Source organism: Herbaspirillum sp. CAH-3 (genome assembly GCF_009668275.1).
Taxonomy (GTDB): domain Bacteria; phylum Pseudomonadota; class Gammaproteobacteria; order Burkholderiales; family Burkholderiaceae_D; genus Herbaspirillum; species Herbaspirillum aquaticum.
Map to the genome: position 1 here is coordinate 1 of NZ_VSWE01000012.1, position 26,322 is coordinate 26,322.

Annotated in this window: 26 protein-coding genes and 1 pseudogene; 9 read left to right on the forward strand and 18 right to left on the reverse strand. The window is 63.4% G+C overall.

What is annotated here, in order from left to right; all coding sequences use genetic code 11:
- The 4 genes and pseudogenes from FYB76_RS16060 to FYB76_RS16075 form a co-directional block, all read right to left on the reverse strand.
- Positions 1–124: pseudogene (locus FYB76_RS16060) on the reverse strand (branched-chain amino acid ABC transporter permease); the annotation flags it as partial.
- A 134-nt stretch (positions 125–258) separates the two neighbouring features.
- Entirely contained in the window at positions 259–1,197 is a 939-nt protein-coding gene (locus FYB76_RS16065) for a delta(1)-pyrroline-2-carboxylate reductase family protein (RefSeq protein ID WP_154134278.1), read from the reverse strand.
- An 18-nt stretch (positions 1,198–1,215) separates the two neighbouring features.
- A complete protein-coding gene (gene lhpH, locus FYB76_RS16070) occupies positions 1,216–2,226 on the reverse strand; it encodes a trans-3-hydroxy-L-proline dehydratase (RefSeq protein WP_154134279.1) in 1,011 nt (336 codons plus the stop codon).
- A gap of 214 nt (positions 2,227–2,440) precedes the next feature.
- On the reverse strand, positions 2,441–3,577 hold the full coding sequence (locus FYB76_RS16075) for a branched-chain amino acid ABC transporter substrate-binding protein (protein ID WP_088757359.1): 1,137 nt from the start codon (positions 3,575–3,577) through the stop codon (positions 2,441–2,443).
- A 379-nt stretch (positions 3,578–3,956) separates the two neighbouring features.
- On the opposite strand from FYB76_RS16075, the gene FYB76_RS16080 reads away from it, so the two are divergent.
- The gene (locus FYB76_RS16080; RefSeq protein WP_034340473.1) at positions 3,957–4,421 is read left to right on the forward strand and encodes an Lrp/AsnC ligand binding domain-containing protein; all 465 of its coding nucleotides are present in this window, start codon (positions 3,957–3,959) and stop codon (positions 4,419–4,421) included.
- Here FYB76_RS16080 and FYB76_RS16085 read toward each other — a convergent pair.
- Complete coding sequence (locus FYB76_RS16085; protein ID WP_154134280.1) at positions 4,411–5,415, reverse strand: AraC family transcriptional regulator; 1,005 nt, start codon at positions 5,413–5,415, stop codon at positions 4,411–4,413. The genes FYB76_RS16080 and FYB76_RS16085 overlap by 11 nt on opposite strands.
- 150 nt (positions 5,416–5,565) lie before the next feature.
- Here FYB76_RS16085 and FYB76_RS16090 point away from each other — a divergent pair, with 150 nt between their 5' ends.
- Positions 5,566–6,099 (forward strand): carboxymuconolactone decarboxylase family protein, encoded by a 534-nt coding sequence (locus tag FYB76_RS16090; protein ID WP_088757362.1) that lies wholly within the window; start codon positions 5,566–5,568, stop codon positions 6,097–6,099.
- Positions 6,100–6,280: 181 nt separating this feature from the next.
- Here FYB76_RS16090 and FYB76_RS16095 read toward each other — a convergent pair whose 3' ends face one another.
- The 7 genes from FYB76_RS16095 to gpmA form a co-directional block, all read right to left on the reverse strand.
- A complete protein-coding gene (locus FYB76_RS16095) occupies positions 6,281–8,335 on the reverse strand; it encodes a TonB-dependent receptor (protein ID WP_154134281.1) in 2,055 nt (684 codons plus the stop codon).
- A gap of 181 nt (positions 8,336–8,516) precedes the next feature.
- Positions 8,517–8,918, reverse strand: coding sequence for a hypothetical protein (locus FYB76_RS16100; protein ID WP_154134282.1), 402 nt, complete (start codon positions 8,916–8,918; stop codon positions 8,517–8,519).
- An 80-nt stretch (positions 8,919–8,998) separates the two neighbouring features.
- On the reverse strand, positions 8,999–9,484 hold the full coding sequence (gene dksA, locus FYB76_RS16105; RefSeq protein WP_182993485.1) for an RNA polymerase-binding protein DksA: 486 nt from the start codon (positions 9,482–9,484) through the stop codon (positions 8,999–9,001).
- A 431-nt stretch (positions 9,485–9,915) separates the two neighbouring features.
- A complete protein-coding gene (locus tag FYB76_RS16110) occupies positions 9,916–10,671 on the reverse strand; it encodes a HesA/MoeB/ThiF family protein (protein ID WP_154134283.1) in 756 nt (251 codons plus the stop codon).
- An 83-nt stretch (positions 10,672–10,754) separates the two neighbouring features.
- Positions 10,755–12,251: a S41 family peptidase gene (locus tag FYB76_RS16115; protein ID WP_088757366.1), complete on the reverse strand. Its 1,497-nt coding sequence runs from the start codon at positions 12,249–12,251 to the stop codon at positions 10,755–10,757.
- 3 nt (positions 12,252–12,254) lie between these two features.
- Complete coding sequence (locus FYB76_RS16120) at positions 12,255–13,676, reverse strand: peptidoglycan DD-metalloendopeptidase family protein (protein ID WP_154134284.1); 1,422 nt, start codon at positions 13,674–13,676, stop codon at positions 12,255–12,257.
- A gap of 83 nt (positions 13,677–13,759) precedes the next feature.
- Complete coding sequence (gpmA, locus tag FYB76_RS16125) at positions 13,760–14,506, reverse strand: 2,3-diphosphoglycerate-dependent phosphoglycerate mutase (protein WP_088757368.1); 747 nt, start codon at positions 14,504–14,506, stop codon at positions 13,760–13,762.
- Positions 14,507–14,666: 160 nt separating this feature from the next.
- Between gpmA and FYB76_RS16130 the strand changes: the two genes are divergently transcribed.
- The 5 genes from FYB76_RS16130 (at position 14,667) to FYB76_RS16150 (ending at position 17,474) form a co-directional block, all read left to right on the forward strand.
- On the forward strand, positions 14,667–15,080 hold the full coding sequence (locus FYB76_RS16130; protein ID WP_088757369.1) for a rhodanese-like domain-containing protein: 414 nt from the start codon (positions 14,667–14,669) through the stop codon (positions 15,078–15,080).
- The gene (gene grxC / locus FYB76_RS16135) at positions 15,077–15,337 is read left to right on the forward strand and encodes a glutaredoxin 3 (RefSeq protein ID WP_034340510.1); all 261 of its coding nucleotides are present in this window, start codon (positions 15,077–15,079) and stop codon (positions 15,335–15,337) included. The genes FYB76_RS16130 and grxC overlap by 4 nt, the downstream gene beginning before the upstream one ends.
- A gap of 52 nt (positions 15,338–15,389) precedes the next feature.
- On the forward strand, positions 15,390–15,884 hold the full coding sequence (gene secB / locus FYB76_RS16140) for a protein-export chaperone SecB (RefSeq protein WP_006464888.1): 495 nt from the start codon (positions 15,390–15,392) through the stop codon (positions 15,882–15,884).
- 118 nt (positions 15,885–16,002) lie between these two features.
- A complete protein-coding gene (locus FYB76_RS16145; protein ID WP_154134285.1) occupies positions 16,003–16,452 on the forward strand; it encodes an SH3 domain-containing protein in 450 nt (149 codons plus the stop codon).
- Between the two features lie 17 nt (positions 16,453–16,469).
- A complete protein-coding gene (locus FYB76_RS16150) occupies positions 16,470–17,474 on the forward strand; it encodes an NAD(P)H-dependent glycerol-3-phosphate dehydrogenase (RefSeq protein WP_154134286.1) in 1,005 nt (334 codons plus the stop codon).
- A gap of 164 nt (positions 17,475–17,638) precedes the next feature.
- Here the strand turns inward: FYB76_RS16150 and FYB76_RS16155 are convergent, their stop codons facing one another.
- From FYB76_RS16155 to FYB76_RS16180, 6 genes are all read right to left on the reverse strand, one after another.
- Complete coding sequence (locus FYB76_RS16155; protein WP_088757371.1) at positions 17,639–17,893, reverse strand: hypothetical protein; 255 nt, start codon at positions 17,891–17,893, stop codon at positions 17,639–17,641.
- 436 nt (positions 17,894–18,329) lie between these two features.
- Positions 18,330–18,920 carry a GNAT family N-acetyltransferase gene (locus FYB76_RS16160; RefSeq protein ID WP_088757372.1) on the reverse strand — a complete coding sequence of 197 codons (591 nt, stop codon included), beginning with the start codon at positions 18,918–18,920 and terminating at the stop codon, positions 18,330–18,332.
- 67 nt (positions 18,921–18,987) lie between these two features.
- Positions 18,988–19,635, reverse strand: coding sequence for an HAD family phosphatase (locus tag FYB76_RS16165; protein WP_154134287.1), 648 nt, complete (start codon positions 19,633–19,635; stop codon positions 18,988–18,990).
- A gap of 58 nt (positions 19,636–19,693) precedes the next feature.
- Positions 19,694–20,848 (reverse strand): c-type cytochrome biogenesis protein CcsB, encoded by a 1,155-nt coding sequence (gene ccsB, locus FYB76_RS16170; protein ID WP_154134288.1) that lies wholly within the window; start codon positions 20,846–20,848, stop codon positions 19,694–19,696.
- Between the two features lie 94 nt (positions 20,849–20,942).
- Positions 20,943–23,108: a cytochrome c biogenesis protein ResB gene (locus FYB76_RS16175; protein WP_154134289.1), complete on the reverse strand. Its 2,166-nt coding sequence runs from the start codon at positions 23,106–23,108 to the stop codon at positions 20,943–20,945.
- Positions 23,109–23,387: 279 nt separating this feature from the next.
- Entirely contained in the window at positions 23,388–24,050 is a 663-nt protein-coding gene (locus FYB76_RS16180) for a cytochrome c (protein ID WP_039789612.1), read from the reverse strand.
- A gap of 204 nt (positions 24,051–24,254) precedes the next feature.
- Between FYB76_RS16180 and yihA the strand changes: the two genes are divergently transcribed.
- Both yihA and hemB read left to right on the forward strand, forming a co-directional pair.
- Positions 24,255–25,004: a ribosome biogenesis GTP-binding protein YihA/YsxC gene (gene yihA, locus FYB76_RS16185; protein WP_229296993.1), complete on the forward strand. Its 750-nt coding sequence runs from the start codon at positions 24,255–24,257 to the stop codon at positions 25,002–25,004.
- 291 nt (positions 25,005–25,295) lie between these two features.
- On the forward strand, positions 25,296–26,315 hold the full coding sequence (gene hemB, locus FYB76_RS16190) for a porphobilinogen synthase (protein ID WP_088757376.1): 1,020 nt from the start codon (positions 25,296–25,298) through the stop codon (positions 26,313–26,315).
- Positions 26,316–26,322: the final 7 nt, after the last annotated feature.

Below are 26,322 nucleotides of genomic sequence, written 5' to 3' on the forward strand. Positions count from 1 at the left end.
TGTCGCCGTGGGCAAAGTTGATCAGGTTCAGCACCCCGTACACCATGGTGTAGCCCAGGGCGATCAGTGCGTACATGCTGCCTAGCACCAATCCGTTGATGATCTGCTGGATGAAAATGTCCATGAAACGGTGTCTCCTTCAGGAGGATGATTGTTGTGAAACGTCAGGAAACTGCAAGGAAACCGCAAACGCACGAGCGTTCGCGAAAAAAAGCGTAAATTATTTATCAAATTAGGCGCGCATGCACGCGCAATTTTTCATATCCCCAGTGTGGTGCGCATCACGCGCGCTGCCGCCAGGTCCCACGCGGCCTGGCCCACGGTCTTGAACACCGGCAGCGCCCCCGCGCTGCCGAGCGTGTCCGGCGCAATCTTGCCGGACAGCACATCGCCGATACCGGCCACCCCTGCCCAGTCCACCTTGGCCTGGATCAAGTCGCCTGCTTCGTGATGCGCGCCGGCCAGGTCATCGACCACGATACGGCGTGCATGCAGCAGGCTGGCAGGGAACTCCACCATGTCCGGCTTGAAGGCACCGACGCCGATGGCCAGCGTATCGGCCGCGATCTGTTCGGGAATCACGGCTACGCGTGAAGTGGTCAAGGCAATCACCACATCGGTGCGCGGCAAATCCTGTTGCAACATCTGTGCCGGGAGCGGACTGGCCACCACTTGTGGATGGCGTTCGCTGATGGCCTGGCAAAAGGCTTGGGTGCGCGCGAGGTCGCGCGCGGCGACCCAGAACTGACGCACACCATACACTTCGGCCAGGGCATCGGCATGCGCCGCCGCCTGCGCGCCGGTGCCGATCAGCAGCGCCGATTGCGGCGTGCGCGGCAACAGCGTGCGAATGCCCAAGAGACTCATGGCTGCGGTGCGGCGCGCCGTAACGGTGGGGCCATCCATCAGGGCCAGGCGTCGGCCGGTATTCGTCTCGAAGGCAATCACCTCACCCTGGATGGCCGGCAACTGATGGCGGGCATTGTCGCCATGCACGGTGATGAGCTTGGTCACCGAGAGATCCTCGGCAATGGCGGGCATGCCCAGCAAGACGCTGTTGGCATCGATGGGAACGACCTGGCGTTCCGGGGCGCGAATCGCACCGCTGGCCAGTTCCTGCGCGGCGCGTGCGAGGGCATCGACCAGTGCGGAGTAAGGCAGGGCCTGCGCGGTCTGGAGGGAGTCGAGGATATGCATGGGAATCCTGTGGGAAAGTCAGCGCAGGAAGAAACCGGTCGGGAAGGGATCGGACTCTTCCAGCACCCACTGGTTGGTACTCATGATGTGGGCGTAGCCGCTCACCTCGGTGAGCGCGCCATCGAAGTCGCCCACCTTGGTGGCAGCAGTCACGCGCACGCCGAAGTTGCTGCCGACGATGCTGCCGTTGACGTAGTGCTGGCCCAGCGCCAGCTGGCCGCGCAGGAACAGCTGGGCCGCGCGGCCCGAGGTACCGGTGCCGGTGGGCGAGCGGTCCACTTCGCGGTCGGCGAAGATGCAGACATTGGACTGGTCCGCTCCCGGGAAATTGGGTTCGCTGTCGATGATGGTGCCATACAGCGTGTTGAGGCCCGGCTCCAGGGGATGGGCGATGGCGACCTTGGCCATGACGGCAGCCTTGGTCTCGGCACCCAGCTGGATCAGCTGGCGCACCAGTTCAGGCTTGACCGTGAGACCGGCCTGGGCCGCATTGATGTAGTAGTAGAAGGCGCCACCGAAGACGATGTCACCGGTGATCTTGCCAAACCCGGGCGTCTCGACTTCGACATCACGGCGATAGATGAAAGCGGGTACGTTGTTGAAGCTGACCTTGCCGGCGCGCACGCCATCCCACTCGACGAAAGCCTCGATGAAACCGGCCGGGGCATCGAAGCAGATGCGGGTCTGCGGCTGCGTGCGTTCGACGTAGCCCATCTCGACCAGCACCTTGCCCAGGGCGATGATGCCGTGGCCGCACATGTCGCTGTAGCCTTCGTTGTGAATGAAGATGACGCCGAAGTCGGCACCGGCGGTGACCGGCGGCAGCAGGTAGGCGCCGTACATGTCGGCATGGCCGCGCGGTTCGTTCATCAGGAAGCGGCGCAGGTCGTCGCGATGTTCACGCAGCCAGGCGCGCTGCTCCAGGATGGTGCCGGCCGGGATCTTGGGCAGGCCCGAGACCACGATGCGCAGCGGTTCGCCGCCGGTGTGGGCATCGATGGTCTGGACGGTACGGGTATAGCTGAGCATGGTCTTCCTTCCGAATATGCTGCGGGTCCGCCAGGGCAGAGGGTAACACTGCGGCACCGGCATCGGCACCGCAAGCGGGTACGGCAAACCGCTCCCGGGCCGGTCGGAACCGGCGGGAAGCGGGGTACTGCAATGTGGAGCTGGGACTGGAGCCTGGCATACCGCCCGCTCATGCGGGCGGCAGGACCGGACCAGAGAAAGGACCGAGGACCGATCAGTAGCTGGTCAGGGGAACCGGCAGGCCATCCTTGAAGCGATAGACGGTCACGGGCGATTGCTTCAGGTCGTGATTTTCGTCGAAGTCGTACTGGCCGGCCACACCCTTGTAGCTGATCTTGGCCAGGGCCGGACCGAAGGTCTTGGGTTCGACCGAGTTGGACTGCTTCATGGCTTGTGCGATCAGCATCATGCCATCGTAGAACGAGACCGCATAGGTTTCTGCAGGACGGCTGAACTTCTTCTGGTAGTCGTCAGCGAAGACCTTGCCATCCTTGGCCTTGTCCAGCATGGTGCCGCCCTGGGTGCAGTAGACGGTTTCGCCGATGGCGTCGCCACCCAGGCGACCCATTTCCGGGGAACAGATGCCGTCGCCGCCCATCAGGGGCACGTCGATGCCCAGCTGCTTCATCTGGCGCTTGATCGGGCCGCCTTGGGGAGCGTAGCCGCCCAGGAACACGGCGTCGGGCTTCTTGCCCTTGATGGAGGTCAGGATGGCGGTGAAGTCGGTAGCCTTGTCGTTGGTGAAGTCCTTGCTGATGACTTCGATGCCGTTGGCCTTGGCGACCTTGGCGAATTCCTCGGCCAGGCCCTGGCCGTAGGCGGTGCGGTCATCGATGACGGCCACGCGCTTGAGTTTCAGTTCCTTGGCTGCGTACAGGGCCATCTTGCCACCCAGCTGGCTGTCGCTGGCGGCCACGCGGAACAGGGTGGCAAAACCTTGCTGGGTGATCTTGGGGTTGGAGGCCACGGTGGCCACCACGATGCCGGCATCGTTGTAGACGCGCGAGGCAGGAATGGTCACGCCCGAGTTGTAGGGACCGACGATGGCCTTGACGCCCTGGTCAGCCAGCTTCTGTGCCACGGCCACGCCCTGCTTGGGGTCGGCCTGGTCGTCTTCGGCGATGACTTCGAACTTGATCTTCTTGCCGCCCACGGTGATGGGTTGCGCATTCAGACGCTCGACGGCCATCATCAGGCCGCCCTGGTTGTCCTTGCCGGCCGATGCCTGAGGACCGGTCAGCGGGCTGGAGAAACCGATCTTGACGACCTGGGTTTCCTGCGCCATGGCGAAAGCAGGGATCAGCGCCAGCGAGGCGGCGATGATGTTGAGTCCGGAGACGCGCTTGAACATGGGGTGTTTCCTCTCTTCTAGAAAGTCAGACTGCGGTGGGTGATTGCATTGAAAACGCCGGAAAAGCAGGATTTGCGCCATCCCCTGCCTCGTGGGCAAGAGCGGTGCATTCCGTTGATGCCGGGCCCAGCGCGTCAGGCCGGTTTTCACGGCCGCGCGCAGGCTGGACCTGGCAAACAAAACTCGTCAAATCTGTTGTCGAGATACTGCTGTGATCCGCGCAGAAACGAGGTGAACTTCGCTTCATGCCCGCATTACGTTATGTTTTTTATGAGGGAGGATTCTATTGACTCTTCCTTGATATTAGGCGCGCTTATTCCCCTTATAATCGGAATAAAATTTTCTCTATATATTTTTAACTGAATAAAGTTCAGAAACCATGGCCGGACTCGACAAGATCAGCAAGAAAATTCTGGCGGAGCTGCAAAACGACGGCCGCATCAGCAACGTCGACCTCGCCGGCCGCGTGAACCTGTCGCCGGCCGCTTGCCTGGAGCGGGTTCGCAAACTGCAGGAAGCCGGCTATATCCTGGGTTATGCGGCACAGCTGAATCCGGAACTGCTGGATGTCTCCCTGCTGGTCTTCATCGAAGTGGTGCTGGACCGTACCACGCCGGATGTCTTTGCCGAATTCAAGAAGAGCGTGCAGAGCATCCCCGAGATCATGGAATGCCACATGGTGGCCGGCGGCTTCGATTACCTGGTCAAGTCGCGGGTCAAGGACATGAACGCCTATCGTGAATTCCTGGGCAAGTCGCTGCTGCAATTGAAGGGTGTGCGCGAGACCCATACCTATGCGGTGATGGAAGAGGTGAAGAACACCATCCGCCTGCCTATCCGCTGATCGCCGGGTCCTGCACGCCCTCTCCCGGGGCCGGCCCCTGCCCTTGCTCCAGCCTGCCCTTGCGCCGGTACGCCCCCGGCCCCATCCCGCTGAACTTCTTGAATACCCGGTTGAACGCTGCTTCGGACTGATACCCCACAGCTTCGCCGATCTGGGCCGTGCCCATTTTGCTGTAGCTCAATAGCTGCGCAGCGCGCGCCATGCGCAACTGCTGCAGGAGTTCGCCTGGCGTAGTGCCGCCGACCTCCTGGAAGCGCCGCACGAAGGTCGCACGCGACATGTGGCACAGCGTTGCCAGGCGAGGCAGCGTCCATTCCTGCTGCGGAGCATCCAGCATGGCCTGCATGGCAGCTTGCAGGCCGGGATGCGCCAGCAGCGCCAGCAAACCCGGCTGCGGCCCGCCCTGGGCCAGCCAGGCGCGCACGGCCAGTCCGAACAGCGCCGCCGCCAGCCCGGCCACCACCGCCTGGGCGCCGGCGCGCAATTCCCCGCGACCATCGGCGCCACCGCACTCGTTGCGCAGCAAGGTGGCCAGGGTGTGCAGGCCATCCCCTGGCGGCAGCAGCCTGCCCCGCACCAGCAAGACTTCCGGCAGCGCCTGCACCAAGGCGTTGGAATGCGGGGCATCGAAATGGAATTGTCCACAGAGGAAATCCGACAGCGGCTGCGCGCCGCCCGCCTCCTCATCATTCACATTCAGTTGCACCGGCGCTGCAGTCACGCCCGGGCGCGCCGCGATGGCTTCGCCAATGGGCGCGATGAACAGATCATGGGCAGCGCCCCGCGTGAGCACCACCAGGTCGCCAGCCTCCAGCAGCAAAGGCTCGCCCGCTGCCAGGCGCAGCTGCGCCCGACCCTCGAGGATGAAGTGATAAGGCGCCACCCCCGCTGGCAAGGCCGCATGCGGCAGGTTCCATGGCTGCCCGAAACGGCAGCGGATATCCAGCGCGGCACGCACCGGATGCAGGGACAGCAGGCGGCTGAGGGCATCCATCATTTTCCTTTTTGAGCTTTTTGAGCAATTTTATGTCATTTTCAAGCATTCATAATTTCATCCTGGAAGCCTACAGTACGTCCATGCGCAACACGGACCAGCGGCAATCCTGCCCCGGCCACGGCGCTGACCTCATCAAGGAGAAATATCATGTCCCGTTTGAACACTGCCCCCATCAGCGAAGCCAGCGGCCAGGCCGCCCAACTGTTTGCCGCCATCAAGTCCGCCGTCGGGATGGTGCCCAACGCCTATGCCGGCATTGGCAGCCTGAGCCCGGTAGCGCTGGAATCGGCCCTGCACCTGGATGGCGCCCTGCGCAAGAGCAGCCTGTCGGCCAAGGAAATCGAAGCCATCAAGCTGGCCGTGAGTGAACAGTCCGGTTGCGACTACTGCCTGGCCGCCCACTCGCTCATGGGCAAGAAAGTCGGCCTCTCCGCCCAGGCCATCGACGGCGTGCGCCATGACCGTCCCTCGGGCGATGACCGCCTGGATGTGCTGGCCGACTTCGCCCGCCGCCTGGTCGCTACCCGTGGCACCGTGCCAGCCGATGTGGTCGAACGCGTGCGCGCCGTCTACAGCGATGCCCAGATCGTCGATACGCTGCTGGCCGTCACTGCGATTACCTTCACCAACCTGTTCAACCGTGTGAACGATACTGTTCTGGATTTCCCGCCGGCACCGTAATCGGCCCGCAAAAAATCCGGAAAATTGACCTGTTGCTTCATACGGGGCGATACAGGCGAAAAAAAGCCCGGCAGCCTCCTTGCGGAGACGGCCGGGCAAGCCGCGCTGGCGGGAGGCGCAGTCTCCCGCTGGCACCCGTGGACGCCGCTGCCCGGGGCAGCTGGCGTTTCATTCATATCACTCAGAAGGCGGTGCGTACCCCCACGATGAAGTTGCGGCCACCCAGCGGTACCGTCTCGCGCAGCACCGACGTGGACAAGCGGATGTCCTGGTTCAGCAGGTTGCGGGCCAGTGCGAACCAGGTCAGCTTCACGCCGTTGAGGCGCTGGGTATAGGACAGGTTGGCGTCCAGCTGGGTATAGGACGGGGTCTCATAGGTTTCGAAGGACGCCAGGCGATCCTGCTTCTGCGCGCGCAAGACCTTCACGCCGCTGGCCCAGGGGCCGGTCTTGTAGCCCAGCTCGATACCGTAGCGGGTGGACGGTTGCAGGGGCAGGTTGCCGAGGTTGTCGAGCGTGCCGCGCGAGGTATCGGCAAAGACCCGGCCGGACGTGCCTTCGCCGTTCCAGTTGTACGTGACCTCGGCTTCCACCCCGCGGATGGTGGCATCGCCCTGCGACCAGAAGCGCTGGGTGAATTCGCCATCGGGATCGGCCGTGCCGGTATCGTCCACCTGGCCGTTGGTACGGCCGTAGATGTAGTTGTTGACCTTGTTGCGGAAGACATTGCCCTTCCAGCGCACCAGACCTTCGGTCTTCTGCAGGGTCAGCTCGATGTTGTGTGACGTTTCCTTCTTCAGCTGGTTGTCACCGATGTCGTAGGTGGAGGTCGACTCATGGGGACCGTTGGAATAGAGCTCCTCCACCGTCGGCGCACGCTGGGCAAAGGAATAGGTCAGGCCCAGGCCGTAACCGGGCTGGAAGGTCCACAGGCCGCCGGTGGACCAGGACACCAGGCTGAAATCGCGTCCCGGCAGGCCGCTGCCGCTGTCCGGACGCCGGCTCACGCTCTCGGCGCGCAGGCCGGCGCTGGCCAGCACCTGGCCGAACTGGCGCTCTTCCACCAGGAAGCCGGCAAAGGACCTCGACCGCGTGGGCGGGGTCAGCTCGGAGACCCCGGTATCGGGCGTGAGGGCCGAGTAGTTGCTCTGCTCGGTCTGCACGCCGAAGGTGCCGTGCCAGCCGGCCAGCGGGGCGTGCGTCAGTTCCCAGCGGGTCTGCACGGCACGGTTGGCGAAGACCGTGTTGGGCGTGCCATCCTCCGCCTTCTCGATGTGGCTGTAGTCGGTGTACCCCATGCGGAAGCGGAATTTCTCGATGCCGGCGAAGGGGTTGTTGACCACGGTATCGAGGTCGTAGCGGTTCTGGTGCAGGTCGATGAAGGACTTTTCATCGGTCGGGATGCCGTAGTGATCGTCCAGCGTCGCCGCCGACAGGCCGATGTAACCCCAGTTGGTGACGTAGGAGATGCCGCCACCCAGGCTGGTCTCGTGGGTGAAGGAATTAGGCAGGCGCCCCGACGCGCTGCTGCCATCACCCTGGCGCACGTTGCCGGGGATCTTGTAGTTGTCGGTATCGCGGTAGTTGCCGTCCAGGTGCAGGCCGATCTGGCCGGCCGAGGTATCGAGCGAGAAAGACGTGTTCTTTTCGCCATCGACGGTGCCATAGCGGCCTTCGACGGTGCCGGTGGGCTTGCCGACCAGCTCGGTGGGGATGCGGTCATTGACCACGTTGACCAGTCCGCCGATGGCGCCCGAGCCATACAGCAGCGCGGCCGGGCCACGCAGGATCTCGATCTGGCGGGCGGTCGCGGCTTCGGTGGCCACCGCATGATCGTTGGAGACGGTGGAGACGTCGGAGACGCCCATGCCGTTCTGCAAGATCATCACGCGCGGACCTTCCATGCCGCGGATGATGGGACGCGAGGCGCCGGCACCGAAGGCGCTGGCGGACACGCCCAGTTCGCCCGAGAGCGTATCACCCAGCGAATTGCCGAGCTTGTTGCGCAGTTCGTCTCCGGCGATGACCTTGGCGGGTGTCAGGACCTGCACGTCTTCTTGCGAGGCGAAAGGCGTCGCGGTGACGACGATGGGTTGCAGGGCCGGTTGGGCCGCAGGCGTGGCAGTGGTTGCAGCAGGGGTGGCGCTGGTGTCGGCAGTCTGGGCGACTGCGGATACGGACCAGGCCGCCAGGGCCGAGAAGACGGCCGAGGCGATGCGTTGGCGTTGAAAAGCCATGTGAATTCCTTGTTATGCAGAAGGCGCCGCCACTTGTCGTGAGGGAAACGGGCGGCGCGGATACACCGGCCGTCAACACGCGATCACGCGCGGCGACGGCGTCAGGACGACGCGGCGCCACGCACGGATGCGCGAGCGACAACCGGTAACCAGTCAGGCGGGTATTGCAGCGGGAGGGAATTCAGCGCGGCGGGGCGCGCGAGGAGAAATGGCAGTTCAGCGGTGCGTCCCAGGACGCGAAAGCCAGCCACACGGCCAGCACGCGCACCGGCGGCAGCAGCGGCAGGGGAGGAAAATCGAAGTGCACACCGGCCGACAGGGCGGCGGCGTCATAGGCCACGCAGGAGTGGTGCAGGTCGTGGGCGTGGTGATGATGGGCATCCTGCCCCTCGGCGGCAGCGGGATCGGCGTGGGCCTTCTCGCCCTCATCGAACAGGGCTTCGCTGATCAGCGAATGGACCGTTCCCGGTGCCCAGCCCACGTGCGCAATTCCGTGCACGAAACCCAGCATCTGCGCGAACAACAGCGACATCGCCAGCAGGGCGATGACGGCAGAGCTTCGCAGGGCGCGCAGACGGTACATGAGGCGGGACCAGGTTGGAAACGACAGCGGCACTGCGCCTGCGCACCGCATGGCGCAGGCGTCATCGTGCGAGGCGAAGATCAGTCGCCGTAGAGTTTCTGCTTCAGTTCGCGGCGTTGCTGGGCTTCCAGCGACAGGGTCGCGGTCGGACGCGCCAGCAGGCGGGGGATACCGATCGGTTCACCCGTTTCTTCACACCAGCCGTACTCGCCATTGTCGATGGAGACGATGGATTGCTGCACCTTCTTGAGCAGCTTGCGCTCGCGGTCGCGGGTGCGCAGTTCCAGCGCGTGTTCTTCCTCGATGGTGGCGCGGTCGGCCGGGTCCGGCACCAGCACGGTCTCGCGCAGGTGTTCGGTGGTTTCATCCGCGTTCTTGAGCAGATCCTTTTCCAGCTGCTGGAGACGGGCCTTGAAGAAAGCAAGCTGCGCTTCGTTCATGTAGTCCTTCTCGTCCATCTTGAGGATTTGTTCCTCGGTCAGCAACTGCGCTGCAGGGGTAGTTTTGGGAGTCTTGGTTGCCACTTCGCTTACTTTCAATACTACGGGTTTTTCAACTATATCCATTCCCGGCTGATGCACGGCTGCCGGAACAGGTCGCTTGTGAATCCACTTCCCTTGCCGCGTTGGCACCTCTTCGATTGACGTTGACGCGATCAGTGCGCAGCGCCGGGCCGTCAGGACCGGGGCGCGTTGCCGATGGCGTACGCTTTTTCGCGGTCAAGGATTGTACACCAACGATTCAGTATGCCAAGCCTTTGGCGCGGCGGCCCGCTGGCCATCTCCTCGGGCGGCGTTCCGGTTCATGGAGCGGTTCATGACTTCCCCTGTGACGGGCTAGGCGGGGCGGGCTGATCGCGCTTGTGAATTGTCGTCGTTCGGAACATCAGCCTGGCGCATGCTGCATGCTATTTGCATTGCAACATCCATCCGTGTTTATACCAGAAGAACGGGGGCCGATGGAAGCGGCGATGCGTGCCATCGGCCGCGCCCCCTGTCTATCCGTGCCGCTGGGCACACACCGGGCACTGGCGGTCGCGGCCGATGCCGATGTTGGTCCATTCCATCTCGCGCGCATCCAGGATCAGGAGGCGCCCGGCCAGCGAGCGGCCGATACCGGCCACCAGCTTGATGGCCTCGGCTGCCTGCATGGTGCCGATGATGCCGACCAGGGGCGAGAATACGCCCATGGTGGAACATTGCACTTCCTCGAACTCGCGCTCGGGCGGGAACAGGCAGGCATAGCAGGGGCTGGCATCCTGGCGCGGGTCGAACACGCTGACCTGGCCATCGAAGCGGATCGCCGCGCCCGACACCAGCGGCACCCCGGCCGCCACGCAGGCGCGGTTGACCGCATGGCGGGTGGCAAAATTGTCGCTGCAGTCCAGGACCACGTCCGCCGCCGCCACCAGCGCCTGCAGGCGCTCGCCATCGACCCGCTCGGCCAGGGCCGTGACCTGCACGCCGGGGTTGATCTGCTGCAAGGCTTCGCGTCCGGAGGCGACCTTGGGCTGGCCCACGCGCGCAGTGGTGTGCATGATCTGGCGTTGCAGGTTGGTGAGATCGACGGTGTCGTGATCCACCAGGGTGATGTGGCCTACCCCGGCCGACGCCAAGTACATGGCCGCCGGCGAGCCCAGGCCGCCGGCACCGATCACCAGGGCATGGCCTTGCAGCAGGCGGGTCTGGCCTTCGATGTCGATCTCGTCGAGCAGGATGTGGCGCGAGTAGCGCAGCAGCTGTTGGTCATCCATCGTCATATCCGACACGGTTGAGATGAAAAAAAGGGCCGCTGGCAAGTGCTAGCGGCCCGATGTGCCTGCCCGCAGGCGGCGTATTACTTGGTGGTGTCGATCTTTTCGGCGGGCGCCTTGTTATCCTTGCGCTCGTCCTTCACCGGGGTGTCGTTCTTGCCTTCTTCATTGCGCACTTCCGGCTTGGCGTTGGAGACCTTCACCGGCAACCCCTTCAACTGGTTCAGGGCCTGGGTCAGCTGGAAGTCGTCCTTGCTGCCGAATTCCAGCGGCTTGCGCTTCTTCTCGGCGGCGATCAGGCGCTCTTCCGATTGTTCATCCATGGCCTTGGCCTTGACTTCAGCGGACTTGTCGGTGTCGTTGGTCAGGTGCTTGGAAAGATCGGCTTCACGCAGGCGCAGGCCGTTCAAGCCATCGCCATCCGGGTATTCGTCCACCATGATGTCCGGCACGATGCCGCGCGCCTGGATGGAACGGCCCTTGGGCGTGTAGTAGCGGGCGGTGGTCAGCTTGACCGCGGTGTTCTTCTCCGGCGGCAGTGCGATCACCGATTGCACCGAACCCTTGCCGAAGGACTGCGTGCCCATGATGGTGGCGCGCTTGTAATCCTGCAGGGCACCGGCCACGATTTCGGAGGCCGACGCCGAGCCGCTGTTGATCAGGACCACCATCGGAACCTTCTTGATGGCATCTGGCAGGCGCGACAGCGGATCCGACAGCGGGTTGGCAGCGTAATACTCGCGCTTGGCATAGAAGGTCTGCTTGGAACTCGGAAGCTGGCCATTGGTGGAGACCACCACCGAATCCTTGGGCAGGAAGGCCGCCGCCACGCCGATGGCACCAGGCAGCACGCCGCCCGGGTCATTGCGCAGGTCCAGCACGATGCCCTTCAGGTTGGGTTCCTGGGCGTAGATGGCGGCGAGCTTCTTGGACATGTCGTCCACCGTCGGTTCCTGGAACTGGGTCACGCGCAGCCAGGCGTAGCCCGGTTCGACCACCTTGGACTTGACGCTCTGCACGCGGATCTCCTGACGGGTGATGGTCAGGATGACGGGCTTGTCTTCGTCCTTGCGGGCGATGGTCAGGGTGATCTTGGTGTTGGGTTCTCCGCGCATCTTCTTGACGGCTTCATCCAGGGTCAGGCCCTTGACCGGGGTGCTGTCCAGGCGGGTGATCAGGTCACCGGCCTTGATCCCGGCGCGGAAAGCCGGTGAATCCTCGATGGGGGAGATGACCTTGACGTAGCCATCTTCCATGCCGACCTCGATGCCCAGGCCCACGAACTTGCCCATGGTGCCTTCGCGCAGCTCCTTGTAGGCCTTCTTGTCCAGATAGGCGGAGTGCGGGTCGAGCGAGGCGACCATGCCGGAAATGGCCTCGGTCAGCAGCTTCTTGTCATCGACCTGTTCGACGTAATCCGACTTGATGAGACCGAACACGTCGGCCATCTGACGCAGCTCCTCCAAGGGCAGCGACGCCGTTGCATTCTTTTGCGCGATGGCGTCGAACTGAATCATCGCAGTGGCACCTGCCACCATGCCCAACCCGATCAAACCGATATTCTTGAGTTTGCTGCCCATGTGTCACCTAGAAGTTACCCACCCCTGTGGGTCGAATGCGCGGCCTTGATACCGCATTTCAAAGTATAAACCCGATTGCTCATTGCCGCCGCTGTTGCCTGCAGTGGCAATGGTTTCCCCGGTCTTGACCAGGTCACCGGCGCGTTTCAATACCGACTGGTTGTTGCCGTAAATGGTCATGTACTGGTTGCCGTGATCGACGATGATCAGGTTGCCGAAACCGCGCAACCAATCCGCGAAGACCACGCGTCCTGCCGCCACCGCCCGCACTTCCGCCCCTTCGTGAGCGCGGATGAAGAGGCCCCGGCTGGTCGGCCCGTCACCGCGCCGGCTGCCGAACTTCGACATGAGGTCACCCTTGACCGGCAGATGCAATTGTCCGCGCAGGCTGGCAAAGGGCTTGCCGAAGTTGTCCGCCTGCGGCTCGGGCAGCGTGTCATTGCGGCCCAGCGAAGCCTGTTGCGGTGGTTCGTCATCATCGATGGCGTCGGCCGGATCGGGCATCTTCGGCGCCGGCTTGCCTTCCTTGGCGGCCCTGGCCGCTTCGGCGGCGCGCTTTTCGGCGCGGGCACGCTGTTCAGCCAGACGCTTCTCGCGTTCGGCCTTGGCTTTGGCCAATTGTTCCTGGCGACGTTTCTCGCGCGCCTCGGCTTCGGCCTTTTTCTGCTGCTCGATGATCTGCGCCAGCTTGTCCACCAGGCTGGAGAGGCGCTGCTGGTCCTGCTCGATGCGGCCGGCTTCCTGGCGCTGGGCGTTGAGTTTGGTGGAAAGCTGCGAGAGCAAGGTCTGGCGGCGGCCCTTCTCGCGTTCCAGCACCTTCTTTTGCTCCAGTTCTTCCTGGGCGATTTCTTCCAGTTCGAACTTGGCGTTCTGGGTATCGGCCTTGTTGGCACGGATCGCCTGCTGGTTGGCGCGCAGCGTTTCAATCAGCTTGGCCTGGGCTTGCGAGACATAGCCCATGTACTGCAGCTCGCGGTTGATGCGATTGGGGTTGTCCCCGGAGAGCAGCAGCTTGATGCGATCTTCGTTGCCGGCCACGTATTGCTCGCGCAGCAGCTTGGAGAGCTGCGCCTGCTGGGCGTTGACCAGCGCGGTCAGTTCATTCAACTGCTTGACCAGCTGCGCCAGGCGCGCTTCGGTGGCCTGCTGCTCCTGCGCCAGGTCGCGCAGCGAACGGTTGGCTTTGGAAATCGCCTGTTCGGAGGCGGCCAGGGCATCGGCGGCGTTGTCCTTGGCGGTCTCGGTCTGGTCGATATCGCGCTTGAGGGTGGTCAGGCGTTGCTGCAGGTCGGCCTGTTCCTTCTCGGCGGCCTGCTTCTGCCTGGTCCGCTCGGTGATGGGCTGGCCCTGCACCGCCGTACACAGCAGCAGGCCGGACACCATCGCGCAGAAGACGCGAAGGGTCCCCCGCGGCGCGCCCCGCATGGGGGCCGGGCGCGCCGGTGGAATGCACTTTCCGGAAAGGGACGCCGCCTGTGCGGCCGGCGTCTTGCTGGAGCAACGCAGTTTTATTTCGACTTCCCTTGATTGGCCACGGCCTTGAGCGCTGCTTCGATGGCGGACTGGTCGCCCAGGTAGTAGCTCTTGATGGGCTTGAGGTCGGCATCCAGTTCATAGACCAGCGGCTGGCCGTTGGGGATGTTCAGGCCGACGATGTCGTTGTCGCTGATGCCGTCCAGGTACTTGATCAGGGCGCGCAGGCTGTTGCCGTGCGCCGAGATGATGATCTGCTTGCCGGCGCGGATGGCCGGGGCGATGGCATCATTCCAGGCCGGCAGCACGCGGGCCACGGTGTCCTTGAGGCATTCGGTCAGCGGCACCTGCTCGCGCGACAGGCCGGCGTAGCGGGCGTCACCAAAGGCATCGCGCTCCTCGCCCGGGGTCAGCGGGTTGGGCGGGGTGTCGTAGCTGCGGCGCCAGACCAGCACCTGCTCGTCGCCGTACTGGGCGGCAGTCTCGGCCTTGTTCAGGCCCTGCAGGGCACCGTAGTGGCGTTCATTCAGGCGCCAGTCGTTCTTGATCGGGATGTACATCTGGTCCATTTCGTCCAGCGTGGTCCAGAGGGTGCGGATGGCGCGCTTCAACACCGAGGTGTAGGCCAGGTCGAAGGAGAAACCGGCTTCCTTGAGCAGCTTGCCGGCCTGGCGGGCTTCAGCCACGCCCTTTTCGGTCAGGTCGACGTCGACCCAGCCGGTGAAGCGGTTGGCCAGGTTCCAGGTCGATTCGCCGTGGCGCATGAATACGATTTTGTACATAGCAGGACTTGTATTGATGATGGATAAACCGCTGCGGCTGCCCCAAAGATCGACTACGCGAGACCGGGTGCACACCTTAGACTAGACTGTTCGGTCCGGATGCAAACCGCGAATGCTTCTATTTTATAATGCCGGGATTCAGTAAACTCATTGGACTGCCGTGAAATTCATCATCGACAATATTTTCCTGATCGCCCTGGCCTTGGTCTCGGGCGGTGCGCTGCTGGTTCCCTACCTGCAGCAGCGCGGCAACAAGCTCAGTCTGTTGCAGGCCACGCAGATGCTCAACCAGGGCAAGGTGCTGGTGCTGGACGTGCGTGATGCCGAACAATTCGCCGCCGGCCACTTGCGCGACGCCCGCAACATTCCCTTGAAAGAGTTGCCGCAGCGCATCGGCGAGCTCGACAAGCTCAAGGGCCGCCCGGTCATCGTGGTGTGCCAGACCGGCACCCAGGCCAACCGTGCCGAAGCTTCCCTGAAGAAGGCCGGCTTCACCGAAGTCTACGGCTTGAACGGCGGCATCGCCGCCTGGCAGGGCCAAGGCCTGCCGCTGACCACCAAGGAGGCAAAATGAGCGCCCCCGTGACCATGTACTGCACCGCCGTGTGCCCGTATTGCATGATGGCCGAGCGTTTGCTGGCCAGCAAGGGAATCACGCAGATCGAAAAGATCCGCGTGGATCTCGAACCTCAGCAGCGTGAGCTGATGATGCAAAAGACCGGCCGCCGTACCGTGCCCCAGATCTATGTCGGCGACACCCATGTCGGCGGCTTCGATGACCTGAGCGCACTGGACCGTGCCGGCAAGCTGGACCCGCTGCTGCAAGCCTGACGCCAGGGCAGCACACTCCCCCCTATCGATTCACCGAACCTGAAAGAGATCCATGTCGGAACAGAACCAAGAAGCCCAAGAGCAACCCGTTTTCCAGATCCAGCGCGTCTACCTGAAGGATCTGTCGCTGGAGCAGCCGAATTCCCCGGCCATCTTCCTGGAACAGGAAGCCCCTTCGATCGAAGTGTCGGTGGACGTCGGTGCCGAAGCGCTGGCTGAAGGCGTGTTCGAATCGACCGTGACCATCACCGTGACCGCCAAGGTCAAGGACAAGGTGGCCTTCCTGGTCGAGGGCAAGCAAGCCGGCATCTTCGAGATCCGCAACGTGCCGGCCGAACAGCTGGACCCGCTGCTGGGCATCGGCTGCCCCAACATCATCTACCCGTACCTGCGCGCCAACATCGCCGACGCCATCACCCGCGCCGGTTTCCCGCCGGTGCACCTGGCCGAGATCAACTTCGAGGTGTTCTACCAGCAGCGCCTGCAGGCCCTGGCCGAGCAACAAGGCGCGACCCTGGTCAACAACGGCTCCACCGCCGTCAACTGATCGGGTTTCCCCCCTGTCCGCCTGCCGGTGCCGGCCGCAACACTGCGGCAGCCCCGGCACGACAACGAGCCGCCGCAGCCTGTGCTGCGGCGCTTTCCCTTCTGCGGAGACCTTCACGATGAAACGCCTGCCCCTGATTCTTTGCGCCACCCTGCTCGGCGCCTTCATGGCCAAGGATGCCCTGGCCCTGGACTTCAAGTCGGTCGGCGCCTCGCCCGCCATCATGTACGATGCCCCGTCCGAAAAGGGCCGCCGCGTCTATGTCGCGCCGCGCGGCATGCCGGTTGAGGTGGTGCTGACCTATGGCGACTGGAGCAAGGTCAGGGATGCCGCCGGCACGCTGTCCTGGATCGCCTCCAAGGCCTTGACGCCCAAGCGCATGCTGGTGGTGTCGGTGGCCAATGCGCGCATTTTCAATGCCGCCGATGAGGGCAGCCCGGTGGTCTTCACGGCCGACAAGTCGGTCCTGCTGGAGATGCTGGAAAGCCCCAACAATGGCTGGGTCAAGGTCCGCCATCGCGACGGCCAGAGCGGCTTCGTGAAGGCCGGCGATGTCTGGGGCGATTGAGCCAAGAGCGGCCTGAGATGAAGATCACCATTCTGGGTGCCGGCGCATGGGGTACCGCGCTGGCCATTCCCCTGGCGCGCAAGCACCAGGTCGTGCTGTGGGGGCGCAATGCCCAGGCCATGCAGGCCGCCAGCGAGCAGCGCGAAAACAGCCTCTACCTGCCCGGATTCCCGCTGCCGCCCGAACTGGCAGTGAGTTCTGACTTCGATGCCGCCGTGCGCCATGTCTGCGACGCTCCCGCCGATTCGCTGCTCATCGCCGCCTCATCGGTGTCCGGCCTGCGTGAACTGGCGGGCCATCTGCGCGCCTATGCCATTCCCAACCTGGTCTGGCTGTGCAAGGGCCTGGAAGAAGGCACGCGCCTGCTGCCGCACCAGGTCGTGCAGGAAGTGCTGGGATCAGGGGTCGCCGCAGGCGTGCTCTCCGGCCCCTCCTTTGCCCAGGAAGTGGCCCGCGGCCTGCCCTGCGCGCTGACCATCGCCGGCGCCGATACGGCACTGTGCGAGCGCGTGGTCGCGGCGGTGCACGGCAACAACATCCGCATCTATTCCAGCGATGACCTGGTGGGAGTGGAGATTGGCGGTGCGGTCAAGAACATCCTGGCCATCGCCACTGGCGTGGCCGATGGCCTGCAACTGGGCTTGAACGCCCGTGCCGCATTGATCACACGCGGCCTGGCGGAGATCACGCGATTGGGCGTGGCGCTGGGCGGACGTGCGGAAACCTTCATGGGACTTTCGGGCGTGGGCGACCTCATCCTGACCTGCACCGGCGACCTTTCACGCAACCGGCGCGTTGGCCTGGGACTGGCGCAGAACAAGAAACTGGACGTGATCGTCGCCGAACTCGGCCACGTGGCCGAGGGCGTGCGCTGCGCACAGGCCGTACGGGCGCTGGCGCGCGAAAAAGGCATCGAGATGCCGATCACCGATGCGGTGGCGGCCGCCTTGTTCGACGGCGTGTCGGTGCAGAATATGGTGGCCCGGCTGCTGGCACGGGATCCGCGCGAAGAAAGCCTGTAAGACAGTCGCTCCCGCTCGCATATTGGGGCGGGAGATTCACCAAACCTCACCTGAACGTGAAGCGGAGAAAATGACAGCCGGAGCAGAAATGCCTCCGGCTGTTTTTTTATCGCACGGGAATGGGAAAGGATTCGGGCCAGATGCCGGCCCGGATCCGTCCCGCCTCAACGCGCGATGATGTCGCTTTCCATCTTGGGACGCTTGAAGCGCTGCGGGGAACCGCCTTCGAGGGCGTCATCCATCTGCTTGGAGATCTTGTCGTAACGCGCGCTGCAGTCATCGTCCTGATGGACGGCTTCTGCGCCCTTGAGGCGCTTGGCCAGACGGGTGCTGCGCGCTTCCCCGCCCATGACGTATTGCTGGGCGGCGCGGCCGGCGTGGTTGTTGTTCGTGGTCTTGTTGCGTTGTATGGCTTGCATCGTATTTCCTCTTACGTCGCTGACGCTCAACGTTCTTCCATCCTGAGTTGTTGTTCGGAAGAACACGCAGCGCCCCGGAAGATGTTGCCTGCTGCCTTGATTCCGGGAGACTGCTCCAGATACACAAGCACTGCGTTTCTTGACAGTGCTTTAGGTATGTAACGCCCGAGCGGCGATTTGGAATACGCGAAAAGTCAGTATTTTGTCAGCCAAATCGAAATTACTGGATTGAAACAATTCCATGCGGCTCTGCAAAAATGGCGCAAACCCGCAGCCGTCAAGGCTGACAGCGCTGTCAGAATGCATCGGGTTGTGCACTTTTACTGAACAAAAAAAGTGAAAAAAATGTGTTGCGAAACGTATCTTGCTTCACGTGACGCGACAAATAAGCGACGAAAACTTACCCGACGGCATGTTTATCAAGTGCTGCGACAGGTCAGTCATGCACCGGAACCGGCAGTCCGAGGTCGGCCGGCACCAATGAAAAGACCTTCGCATCGCGCGGTTCACCATGAAAGACCAGGCGGTTGCGGGCCAGGCATTCAAGGGTTGCACCGGCCTTCTCGGCCACGCGCTGGCTGCGCAGGTTGCCCGCCTGGGCGACGATTTCCAGGCGGGTCAGACCCGTTTTGGAAAACGCAAAGGCCGCCGCCGCCCGCGCGGCCAGGGGCGCAATGCCACGACCGGTGTAGCCCTCGCGCACCCAGTAGCCGAGGTTGGCCATCTGGTTCAGCTGGCTGACCTGGTTGATGGCCACCGAGCCGATCACCAGGCCGTTGCTGCGATCAATGATGTTGAAATCGTAAGCCGCGTGGACATGCCATTGCTCGATCGAGCGCTGCAGGAACAGCTTGACGTCCAGCAGACCGTAGTCGGGCGTGCACCAGGCTTCCCACTGGCCGATGGCCTCCCTGGACTGGCGCACGGCGTCATACAGCGCCGGTGCCTCGCGCAGGCCGAGCGGACGCACTTCGATGGCACGGTCGCAATGGATGATTTGCCGTTCGCGGTCTAGGGAGCGGAGCATGGATGCCGTAGGTGAATTTTCTTGCTGATCTTACCGAAATTGGCCGCTGCCGGAACTGTCCTTGGGATCAGCCCAGCTTCGCTCGCAATTGTGCCAGGTGGGTGATGACCGCCACTTCGGCGGGCAACTCCGGATGCACGCCATGTTCCTGCAGGGCGATCACCTGCATGCCCGCTGCCAGCCCGGCCTGCACGCCCGGCAGGCTGTCTTCCACCACGGCGCAGCGCTGCGGCGCCACGCCCAGGCGTTCGGCGGCAAACAGGAACAGGGCGGGATCGGGTTTCCAGCGTTGCACGTCATAGGCGCTGAAGATCCGGCCGGCGAAATGCGGCAGCAGCCCGGTCACGCGCAGGCACAGCTCGATCTTGTGATGCGGGGCGTTGGACGCCAGGGCGAAGGGCACATGCAGCTGCTCCACCATCTCAACGGCACCGCTGATGGGCTGCAGGTGCTGCTCCAGCATGCCCCCCATGAGGGCGCGCAACTCCTGCTCGAAATGCTCTGGCAGCGGCTGGCCATGCAATTGCTCGATATGCGAGATGCACCACTTCATGCTCACGCCGCGAAAACGCGCCAGCGCGTCCTCGGGGCTGAGGGTGACGCCGTAGCCGGCCACGTACTCGGACCAGGCCCGGGCAGCCACCACTTCGCTGTCGACCAGGGTGCCGTCACAGTCGAAGATGACCAGTTCGGGCGTGGCAGAGGGATGCTTCATCGTTGCTCCTTGTTGTCCGGGGGCGTTGGCCGCCCTCTGCAAGGAGCCGCCACTGCCATCAAAGTTCGCCGTAGGAATGCAGGCCCGAGAGGAACATGTTCACCCCGAGGAAGGCAAACGTCGTCACCAGCAGGCCCACCAGCGCCCACCAGGCGGCAGTACGGCCACGCAGGCCCTTCATGAGGCGCATGTGCAGCCAGGCGGCATAGTTGAGCCAGACGATCAGGGCCCAGGTTTCCTTGGGGTCCCACGACCAGTAGCCGCCCCAGGCCTCGGCGGCCCACAGCGCACCCAGGATGGTGGCGATAGTGAAGAAGGCAAAGCCGACCGCGATGGCCTTGTACATCACGTCATCCAGCACTTCCAGCGTGGGCAGGCGATCGGCCAGGATGCCGCGCTCGCGCAGCAGGTAGGCCACCGCCACCATCGCGGCCAGGGCGAAGGTGCCGTAGCCGATGAAGTTGGCCGGCACATGGATCTTCATCCACCAGCTCTGCAGCGCCGGCACCAGCGGCTGAATCTCGGCCGCATCCCGCGAGACGGTATACCACATCAGGAAACCGACCGCTGCCGTGATGACGGTCAGCACGAAAGCACCCAACTGGCGGGTGGCGTAACGTTCTTCGTAGTACAGGTAGAAAAGGGCTGTAATCAGGCAGAACAGGACGAAAACTTCATATAAATTGGAAATGGGGATGTGGCCCACGTCCGGCCCGATCAGGTAGGACTCGTACCAGCGCACCATCATGCCGGTAAAGCCCAGCACCACGGCCGCCCAGCACAGGCGCGAGCCGATCGCGCTGCCGGTACCGGCCGCAGTGGCCAGGCCGCCCCAGTAGAACAGCGTAGAGAGGCAGAACAGCGCGCTCATCCACAGGATCGCGGACTGGCTGGAGAGCATGTACTTGAGGAAGAATTTCTTGTCGGCCACTTCGAGCGCGCCGCCATACATGGCGATGGCCCCCAGCGAGAGCACGGCGATCACCAGCATCAGCAGGCGTACCGGCTTCCAATGCCAGCCCAGCCAGGCGAAGGTCGGTGCGGCCAGCAGCAGCACGGCCTTCTCGTAGTAATCCATAAAGCTGCCGAAGCGCCCGAAGGCGTACAGCGATCCGGCCACCAGCGCGGCGGCGTAGATCCAGTCGACGAGACTGAGCCGCCGGAAGAAGCCCTGTTCTTGCTCGTAGGCCTGGTTTGCTTGGGTCAGTTGCATTGCGTTCTCCACTGCTGCTGTCCCGGACCATGCGGCAGGCGCAAGCCAGCCCATGAGCCGGGGGATCGCCGCCATCACCGGCGGCATGAAGGGTTCAGGCCGCGGGACCGGGGGCGGGCTGGCCCGCGCCGGTCAGACGGCCTTTCATCTGTTCGAATTCCTTGTCGAAGTCCAGCGTGCGGCGCTGCGTGCTCATGGCCAGCAGCGCCTGGCTGCCCTGGCCATCGGGACCGGGCTTGATCCAGATCCAGAGGCGCCGTTCACGAATGTACAGCATCGAGAACACGCCCAGCACCAGGAACAGGCAGCCCAGGTAGACCACCTTCTTGCCCGGCGAGCGCGTCACCTGCAGCACCGAGGCCTTGATCTCCTGGAAACCCGTGAGTTGCAGGAACACCGGCGCCGGATAGAAGGCCGCATCGGCCAGGGCGTTGATGGCCAGTTGCAGGTAGCGCCCGTGCTTCTCGTCGCTGGCCACCGCAGCCAGACCGTCTTGGGCGCGCGCAGCTTGCCACAACTCCCACATGCTGCCGTTGAGGATCTTCATGAAAATGTCCGCGGCCTTTTCCTGTTCGGCAGCGGGCAGCTGTTCCAGGAAGCGCGTGACTGCGATGTAGCCGGACACCTTGCCGTCGCCGGCAAAGATGGTCAACCCGCGCAGGGCCGATTGCTCCAGTTGCCCGCGCAGCACGGGTGAGGCTTCGCGGCCGCTGCTGATGGCCTGCCGCGCATAGCGGCGTGCCGCTTCCTCGCGCAAGGCCGGATTGGCCAGGGCCGCGCGCAGGCGCATCCACTCGGCCACGCTGTCGTCGTCATCGGCCGGAATCCGCAGGTAGCGGAAGGGCTGGTCCGGCTGCTCACGCATGCCGGCCAGGAAGACGTCGGCGCCATCGATGGGCAGCGACTGCATGTAGTTGAAGTATTCACGGGCCTGGCCGGTCTTGTCGCGCAGCTTGTACTGCACGCTCGGGCCGACATTCTTGAAGTCCTTGCTGTTGGCATTCTTGGCGCTGGAGCCGAGGTGCTTGTCCAGGCCGTCCATGAAGCCGCGATTGACATTCTTGCCCACGTTGACCGCGCGCGCATCGCCCGAGGTCGAACCGGACGCCTGGCCGGAAGCAGCTGCCTGCATGTTCTCGACGTTGAAAGGACGGAAGCCGCTCCACTCGATGGTGTAGTCGCCGCTGCTGGAGGACAGCGGCGTGGTGCCGTTGACTTCGCCGGCCAGGTCGAAGTGGCTGTTGCTGCCGCCGCGCATCGGATAGGCGACCAGCTTGAGCTTGCTGCCGCCGTCCTCGAAGCTGGATTGGTAGATGGCCACGCCCTTGTAGATCAGCGGTTCGTTGACCTTGATGGTGGCGGCCGTTTCCTTGCCGGTTTCATGGTCGCGCACCACCACTTCGCTGGCGAAGAGCTTGGGCATGCCGGTCGAGTAGAAATCGATGATGAAGCGCTTCAACTGGATGGTGAAGGGCAGGTCCTGGATCATCACGCCATCCTTCTGCGGGATGATGGCGGTGCTGCTGCTGGAGCCTTCGGGAATGAGGGTGTTGCCACGGAAGGTCGGGTTGTTCAGGCCCAGGCGATAGCGTTCGGGAATTTCGGAGATGATGCCATTGCCGGCAAAGGCCGACTTGCCGTAGAACCATTGCTGGAAGCGGATCGGCAGATCCGAATCGAGCAGGCCGCCCAGGCAGATGATCACGATGGCCGCATGCGCGAAGATGTAGCCCCACTTGTTGGCCGCACCCTGCTTGGCCGCCAGCAACGTGCCGCCTTCCTTGTCGACCAGCTTGGTCTTGTAGCCGCGCGCGCCGACCTGGCGGGCCAGACGCGCCGCAGCCTCGGCCGGGCTTTCGGCGCTGGTCCATTCATGCTTGTGATGGAAATTGCGCAGCGACTGCTCGCGCACGTTGTCGCGCCAGCTCTTCACATCGCGCAGCATCTTGGGCGCGTTGCGGGCGATGCACAGGGAGGTCGACAGCACCAGGAAGCCCATGATCAGCAGGAACCACCAGGCCGAATACACCGCATACAGGCCGAGCTTGCCGAAGATCTCAAACCAGAACGGACCGAACTGGTTCACGTAGTTGGGCATCGGTTCGTTCTGCTTCATGACCGTCCCGATCACCGAGGCGATGGCGATCAGGGTCAGCAAGCTGATCGCAAAGCGCATCGATGAGACCAGCTCCACGGCCTCGCCGAGCCAGCGTTGGCGGGTCCTGATCTGGATTCCTTGGGTACTGCTGCCCGTCGTCATATTCCTGCCTTACCGGACCGGGCCTGCCGGTTCCGCTTACCTTGGGGGGATCGCCTTGCCGGTGGGCAAAGCGATGCGAACCCGGAATTCTACCGCTCCGGGAGAAAGTCCGTGATACGCGCCTGCGTAACCCGGGTATGCCGGGGCGATTATCTGGTCCGGCGGGAAGGCATCATGCCGTGTTGGACGACGATGCACCACGACGTGCGTCAACCCGCATGAAAAAAGGCGGCACGCCGGCCGCCTCTTTCCTGCCTGCGCCATGCGGCGGCAGGCTCATTACTTCAGGCCGGCGATGTAGTCGGCGACGGCCTTGATTTCCTTGTCCGACAGGCGGTCCGCGATGGCGGTCATCTGGGCGCTGTTGGTCCGTGCTCCGCCACGGAAGTTGGTCAGCTGGGCCACCGTGTAATCCTGGTGCTGGCCGGCCAGGCGCGGATACTGGGCCGGAATGCCGGCGCCGTTGGGGCTGTGGCAGCCGGCACAGGCCGGCACGTTCTTGGAGGCGATGCCGCCACGCCAGATGTGCTTGCCCAGCTCGATGGTGTCCTTGTTCTTGGCGGCACCCGGCTTGGGCGCCTGGGCGGCCAGGTAGGCGGCGACGTTGTGGATGTCTTCATCCGAGAGCGCCTTGGCCAGCGGCGACATCACCGGATTGTTGCGGTCGGGAGTACGGAAGTTGAGCAGCTGCTTGGCGATGTAGGCCTCGTGCTGGCCGGACAGCTTGGGATTCTGGGTGATGGTCGAATTGCCGGCCGCGCCGTGGCAGGATACGCAGGCCACGATGTTGCGGGCATTGTCGCCATTGGTGTAGAGGGCTTCGCCCTTGGCCGGATCGGCCTTGATCGGGGCTTTCTTGTCATCGGCCGCATGGGCCGCCGAGGACACTGCCAGCACGGCAGCAAGAACGGTATACAACAGTGGGGAAAAGGCACGGTTCATTCGTCACCCTAATACTTATTGTGGAATTGAGAGATTTTGCCCGTTCGGCGGCTGGCTGCCCCCTGCCCAAATGCCTGTTGTTTGACCTGTCTCCAATGGCCGCCATATTTTTTGCTTGCTTGGCGTCAACGAGGCGCTGGGTTTCGGGCCATTGTACAATAGCTTCTCCGCGTTTTTCCCTCCTCTTTCGGATTTCCTCCCACCATGTCGCAACTTTGGCAAGCCCGTTTCTTCACCACCGTCAATCACCTGCGGGACCTGCCCAAGACCAGTGTGCCGGAAATCGCCTTCGCCGGCCGTTCCAATGCCGGCAAATCTAGTGCCATCAACGTGCTGTGCAACCAGAAGCGCCTGGCCTTCGCCTCCAAGACGCCGGGACGTACCCAGCACATCAACTATTTCTCGCTGGGCGGCGCCCACGTGGGCCAGCACCGCAATGACGAGGCGCGCCCCGATGAAATCCGCGCCATGCTGGTGGACTTGCCCGGCTATGGCTATGCCGAGGTCTCCGGGTCGGCCAAGCATCACTGGCAAGCCCTGCTGGGCGACTACGTGCGCCAGCGCGAGCAGCTGGCGGCGCTGGTGATGATCGTCGATTCGCGCCGTCCCTTCACCGACCTGGATATCCAGATGATCGAGTGGTTCGCCCCCACCGGCAAACCCATCCATTGCATCCTGAGCAAGGCCGACAAGCTCAACCGCAACGAATCCACCAATGCCCTGCGCCAGGCCCAGACCTTCCTGCAAAGCTATGTGGATGCGGATGGCCAGCCCTTCCCGTTCACGGCCCAGTTGTTCTCGGCCTTGAAGCGCATCGGGCTCGACGAAGCCAACGACAAGATCCTGGAACTGGCCGGCCTGAACCAGCCGGTACCGGCGTCCGAGCCGGTTGCACCGGCTGCGCCTGCAAATGAAGGTGCAGGCAGCGCCGCCAGCGAAACCCCGCAAGCCTGATCGCCGACAAGGCAAGATCTTTCCGGACGGAGTACAACGCATGAATAAAAAAACCCCGGAGAACAGGGAAATTCTCCGGGGAAGAACGCCTTTCGCTTGCGCGATCAGCCCCGCTCAGGGAGGGAAGGGGAAGCGGGAGGTGAAAAAATCACCTGCCGCCAAGATAATGTAAGCCGCGTAAATTGGAGCAGATTTGCAATCAAAGGAATCAAATCTCCGAAGATAGCGATATTTGCCTCGAAATAATTCCAAGATAGCCTCAAATAACATCTAATTTTTGAAAGCTGACCTATGTCCTTGACCGATTTCAGTTCCAACGCCGCCTACCCTGCCCTGCGCATGCGCCGCATGCGCCGCGACGCCTTCTCGCGCGCCCTGATGGCAGAAAACGTCATCACCAGCGCCGACCTGATCTACCCCGTGTTCGTGCAGGAAGGCCAGAACCTGCGCACGCCCGTGGCCTCGCTGCCGGGCGTGGAGCGGCTGTCGCTGGATGCGCTGCTGCCGGTGGCCGAGGAATGCGTCAAGCTGGGCGTGCCGGTGCTGGCGCTGTTCCCGGTGATCGACCCGGCCCTGAAGACGCCTGACGGCATCGAAGCCACCAACCCCGACGGCCTGGTGCCACGCGTGGTGCGCGCTTTGAAAGACCGCTTCCCCGAACTGGGCGTGCTGTGCGACGTGGCGCTGGACCCCTACACCAGCCACGGCCAGGACGGCGTGCTCGACGAGACCGGCTACATCCTCAACGATGAAACCATCGCGCTGCTGGTCAAGCAGGCGCAAACCCAGGCCGATGCCGGCGTGGACGTGGTGGCTCCCTCGGACATGATGGACGGCCGCATCGCCGCCATCCGCGCCATGCTGGAGGCCAAAGGCCACATCTACACCCGCATCATGGCCTACTCGGCCAAGTACGCCTCGGCCTTCTACGGTCCCTTCCGCGACGCCGTCGGCTCGGCCGCCAACCTGGGCAAGGGCAGCAAGGCCACCTACCAGATGGATCCCGCCAACAGCGACGAAGCCCTGCGCGAAGTGGCGCTGGACCTGCAGGAAGGTGCCGACATGGTCATGGTCAAACCCGGCATGCCCTACCTGGACATCGTGCGCCGCGTGAAGGATGAATTCCGGGTGCCCACCTTCGCCTACCAGGTCAGCGGCGAATACGCCATGATCAAGGCCGCCGCCCAGAACGGCTGGCTGGACCACGACAAGACCATGATGGAAGCCATGATGGCCTTCAAGCGCGCCGGCGCCGATGGCGTGCTGACCTACTTCGCGCTGGACATCGCGCGCAAGCTCAAGCAGGGCTGATCCCGCT